This window comes from Duncaniella sp. (assembly GCF_029054785.1).
Lineage (GTDB): Bacteria > Bacteroidota > Bacteroidia > Bacteroidales > Muribaculaceae > Duncaniella.
In genome coordinates, this window is record NZ_JAIDEN010000001.1 from 1 (window position 1) to 5,033 (window position 5,033).

General features: G+C 47.5%; 5 protein-coding genes. 3 read left to right on the forward strand and 2 right to left on the reverse strand.

What is annotated here, in order from left to right:
- The 3 genes from K2H17_RS00005 to K2H17_RS00015 form a co-directional block, all read left to right on the forward strand.
- On the forward strand, window positions 1-181 hold a 181-nt coding region (locus K2H17_RS00005; RefSeq protein ID WP_300129986.1), incomplete at its 5' end, for a hypothetical protein.
- A 201-nt stretch (window positions 182-382) separates the two neighbouring features.
- Window positions 383-685 carry a helix-turn-helix domain-containing protein gene (locus tag K2H17_RS00010; RefSeq protein ID WP_300129987.1) on the forward strand — a complete coding sequence of 101 codons (303 nt, stop codon included), beginning with the start codon at window positions 383-385 and terminating at the stop codon, window positions 683-685.
- The gene (locus tag K2H17_RS00015) at window positions 678-989 is read left to right on the forward strand and encodes a helix-turn-helix domain-containing protein (protein WP_300129988.1); all 312 of its coding nucleotides are present in this window, start codon (window positions 678-680) and stop codon (window positions 987-989) included. Before K2H17_RS00010 ends, K2H17_RS00015 begins: the two co-directional genes overlap by 8 nt.
- A 54-nt stretch (window positions 990-1,043) precedes the next feature.
- Here the strand turns inward: K2H17_RS00015 and K2H17_RS00020 are convergent, their stop codons facing one another.
- Both K2H17_RS00020 and K2H17_RS00025 read right to left on the reverse strand, forming a co-directional pair.
- Window positions 1,044-2,363: a site-specific integrase gene (locus K2H17_RS00020; RefSeq protein WP_300129989.1), complete on the reverse strand. Its 1,320-nt coding sequence runs from the start codon at window positions 2,361-2,363 to the stop codon at window positions 1,044-1,046.
- Window positions 2,364-3,089: 726 nt separating this feature from the next.
- Window positions 3,090-4,265, reverse strand: a complete 1,176-nt coding sequence (locus K2H17_RS00025) for a PDDEXK nuclease domain-containing protein (protein ID WP_300129990.1) — start codon at window positions 4,263-4,265, stop codon at window positions 3,090-3,092.
- Window positions 4,266-5,033: the final 768 nt, after the last annotated feature.

The following is a 5,033-nucleotide window of genomic DNA, read 5'->3' on the forward strand; positions in this document are numbered from 1 at the left end:
GTTCGGAGGATATGCAAGTGAACCCTTCGCCGGGGGAGAGTATGGCGAGACCCTGCTCACTTGGCAGACGGAAGCCGGCTGCTTATACACGGGTGCCACGACCGGACGCGCCACAATCGAGGGCTTCAGCAACTCGCTTCTCCGCATGGTTGAGCTAATCGACCCACAGACAGGACTCTAAAACGCTCCCGAATACAAATCTGTCAATAAATATTCGGCTGAACATAGCTGAAAATCCGATAGATTTTTGTAACTTTGCCACTGAATCGCAGTCATAATTTTATTTTGATTGTGGATTTAGTGGTGAGGCAGCGGGAGGGATACCCGCTGCCTTTTTACAATCCCTTATCCCAAACCACCACTCAAATCCACCAAGTAAATTATGGAAGTACTACTTATCGAGAAGGATGCGTTCGACACCATAATCAACGAGCATGAGATGCTATGCGACATGGTGATAAAGCTGGCTTCTCACTTACGGCGTAAAAAGCCTTCCGAAATTCTGTCTGTCGCGGAGACCTGCCGGTTCCTTAACATATCGCCGACAACACTGTATAATCTCAGGATGAACGGCAAGATAGGTTTTGTCCGGGACGATAACAATTCAATCGGCTATCCGATGCGTGAAGTCTTGGACTACCTCCGGCGTTGCGGAGTCCCCGTAAACCAGATTGCCTATGGCTGAAGATATTATCAGTACGAAACATCCGCTCATAATAGCGGCGAGAGAAAAGAGCCGGACAGCTTTCGACTCGCTCTTGGTTCTGAGGGAAAATCACCATGTCATACTCGGGGGCATCAGTTTTCTTAACGACAAGGAAGTTGCCGCGCTGTTGAAAGTTTCAAGACGTACCGTGCAGAATTATCGTGACGCGGGCATCATACCATATTATATAATATGCGGCAAATGCCTGTATGCCGAGACGGATGTTCAGAAACTGATTGAAAGCAACTATCATCCGCGTTACGACGATACAATTACCAGATGATTAAAGGCGACAGCCGGGTTAGACCTGACTGTCGCCTTTACATTTCTTTGAGACTCAATTATATTTTCTCGGACGCCCGCGTTTGGGCAGAGGTTCAGGAGTGAACGTTGTGGGCGGTTCAGGCAGGGGCTTTATCTCAACCGGCATGGTGTCGAATTTTGCCCTCATCTTCTCCATATCCTCCGAGACAGTCTTGTCAAGCATCCTTGCATAGATCAGAGTGGTTGATATGTCGGAGTGACCGAGCATTTTCTGGATACTCTCAATGGGGACATGGTTGTTCAGCGACATGGTTGCGAACGTGTGACGCGCAATGTGGGTGGTAAGATGCTTCTTTACCCCGGCTTTTGCCGCCACCTCGTCAAGATACGAGTTCATCCTCTGGTTGGAGATTACAGGTATCACCACGTTCTTTTCCACGGTTTTGGGATGCTCACGGTATTTCTCGGCAATCTTCCTCGGAATGTCAAGCAGCGGGATGGCGCTGACCTCTCCTGTGTTCTGGCGGCTCTTGCGTATCCACATTTCCCCGTTGTCGTCAGTGACAATCTGGTCGCGGGTAAGGGTGGATATGTCTATGAAGGCCAGCCCGCAGAAGCAGCAGAACACGAATGTGTCTCTTACGAGGTCGAGGCGCGGGAAATCTTTCAGGTCGAGGTTCATGATTTTTTGCAGTTCCTCCTCCGTGAGATGCTCACGCTCCGACTTCGTGCGTACATAGCGTTTGCCGATAAAGGGGTCGTCCTCTATCCATTTGTTTGCAAGGCCGACACGCACGACATTTTTCAGAAAACGTATATATTTGACCGCAGCGTTGTTGGCGCACTGTTTTCTCACACGGAGGAAGTGCTCGAAATCGTCAACCATGCCGGATGTGAGTTTCTTCATGGGTATGTCGTCACAGCCTTGGTTGAGGACGAGGAACTCGCCGAGATATTTCTCGCAACGTTCCCAGCGCAGCACGGTAGCCTCCACGACATCGCCGCGCTCGAATTTGTCGCGCATCTTCTTGTTCACGCTCCGGAAAGCCTCGCGCAGCATCATCGGCTTTTCCATTTTGCCGAGGAATGCACGTTTCAGCACATCGGGAGTAATCATCTCGTCCTGAAGCACGAGCTTGTTGTGGATCTCGCATATCTTTGTGCGGATGGTGTCGAGATAGCGGTTCAGTTCAAAGTCTTTCTTGGTCTTTCCCTTCGACTGACCCTTTGCCGCGTTCCAGTTGTCGGGGGCGATATAGCGGTTGGTGTATATCTCCGTCCGCTGCCCGTTCATCGTGATTCGGAGGACGATTGCCGTCTCTCCCTTCTTGTTGAGCCTCGCTTTCCTTGCGATGAAATTCAAGGAGAAGTAGCTTTCGTTGGATAATCTCATCTGTCATGTGGATTTAATGGTAACTTAAATATACAAAAAAGCCACCGGTTTTACAAGCTGTAATTACCCGAAGACAAATGAATATCGGAATGGAAAGAGGGTGGTGAAAGCTGATTTTCGTCGGATTTCGCCGGTTTGCACCCTCGATTTGCACCCTTTTTTAACACTCTGTTTTCACTCCAAAGTAAAATAGCGAAAGCGTTAAAAAAATCTAAACGCGAGTCTGATCGTGCCTTGAAAATGGATAAGCCCCACTTGCAGAACCCCATTTCGGCCCCACGCCGAGGGTGCAGCCGCTTTGAGAGTGCGTTTGATGCAAATCGCTGAAAAATAATGAAATATATCGCCAAAAGGGTGCAATTTGAGGTGCCGAAATCGTTGCACCCTCCATGCACACCGGATATTTCAATATTTTGCGCCGTAGTGGGGCGGGTCAAAAAGAAACGACCTCTGAAAATCAGCGATTTTCAGAGGTCTTCTATGGTCTGATGGACCCTTTAGTGATCCGCCTGGGACAGCGAATCGTAATGTTATATCGCTTAATTACAAGCATTTACTTTGAGTAGGTGCTCGGTAATTCCCGAATTTTACACCCACAGATTTCAATGTTCTTCGCCATCGGAATGATGACGAGAGCGAAGTTAGACAATATTCTCCAAACCTCCAAATATCAGAGTGTTAAAAAATCATTTTTTTGTCCCCGGTTCAATTTGAGGGTCCGATGAGTTAATTGTTGGATTTATTGATTTCTTCCTCTACCAACCGCACTCTTGCTTGCAGTTCTTCTGCTGACGGAAGAAGATTTGAAGTAGAGATCCTGACATTGTCGTAAGACGCTACGCCCATCGGAGTCTGTATTCCTTTGAACGCCCAACGTACATCTGTTTCATCTTTATCGCTGCATATAAGCAATCCAATCGTCGGATTATCATCCGGCCCTTTGAGCAACTCGTCAACGGCGTTGACATAGTAATTGAGTTTTCCTGCATACTCCGGATCAAATGCCTTTACCTTGAGCTCGACTACAACATAGGCTTTTAGCCGGATATGATAAAACAGCATATCAATCTTTCGGGAGCGGTTGCCTACAATGAGTTCCTTTTGCCGCCCTACAAATGCAAAGCCTGTGCCGAGTTCAAGGAGGAAACGGGTTATGTTCTGTTCAAGTGCAGCTTCAAGTTGTTCTTCCTTATAGTTGACAGGAACAGTCACAAATCCGAAGTCATAATTGTCCTTTGTGATTTCCTGCGCCATTCGGCTTTGAGCCTCCGGCAGATATTCGGGGAAATTGCTTATGGCTTTACCTTGAACTTTATATAAGTTTGCTTTCAGCGAATTATCCAAAGTCTGACGGCTCCACCCGCCCAATATGCACTCTCTTAGATAGAAAACGGCTTCGTCAATCGACTTGCATTTGGTTATTATATTAACCTGATGTCGCCACGGGACAAGACCAAGAACGAGAGGAAAGTCTGGCTCAATTTCTCCACCAACTTGGCGGAGTTTTATAAATCGCTCAATATTTGAGTTTTGCAATTCTCCACCAAGTTGGTGGAGTTTTTCAACAGCATCCGGTGATGAAAAAAATAAATACCATTTCTTCATCGCCCAAAGGTTTGTAGTTCCAAACCCTTTCTCATTCGGGAAAGCATCTCTCAAGTCAAAACTAAGCTGTTCAACAACTCCGCTGCCCCATTTTTCTTCAGCTTTACGAATTACAAGGTCGCACCCGACACTCCAATTAAATGCCAGCTTCTCAGTATTAACCTTGACTGCCGCTTTGATTTGTGCAGAATGATAGCGTTGCTTAATCTCGGAAAGCCAAGCAACATAGTCAGTGTCGATCTTGAAATCTTTTACTCTGACAATATGGGGGGCGTTGTTCGTGGATATATCAGCCATAGTATTGCAAAGTTACCACAAAATCCTGAAATCCACAAGTTAATAATCTGGCTCATCATTCAATACAAATTTTATCTATTCCCCGAATAAATCAGTTTCACTGCGAAAATGGGGAGAGGCGTAGCGGCTCGTGTTGGCGTCGGAGTGCCGTCAAAAGGTGACGGGCTGCGCCTGACACCCATTGACCGCACTCCGACTATGGGAGCAGGCTAAACACCGACTGCTTCATACGCCTTGCGGGATTGCGACAGGGATGTCGCTCTCGCAAGACTCTCAATCGGCAGTCCGTGTTCTTAACGCCGGCTCTTGAACAAGGATTTGAGCCGCAACGCCACTCCGCATTTATTTTCAGGACCCCGGGAGCAAGAAAGTGACAGCCTCCGATCACTCCGCAAGCTACATGAACGACGGCCGCCACATACTTGCTCTTGACCGGGGTCGGCATACTCGTATCTCATAATTATTTCATTTTCCGTATGTCTGCCGTTCTGTGTCACCCTGCGGGGCTGCGCTGGCTCTATGTTTCATGCTGAGTATAAACGAAGTTCAAAGTTTATTCGCTCGTAAAGATGAACACGCAGGGCCGGGGTATTCTTTCGCATTTGCTGGAAAAAATCTCCAGACCTGCGGCTTGTATTTTTTCCGGCAAGTGCCGAACACCCCTTTGCCGCCCTGCGTGCAAGAGTGTCATCGAGCGAACAAACTTCAAACAGCGATTATACGCATTAAAAAAAATATCGCCTTATGACACTGAACGACAGACATATT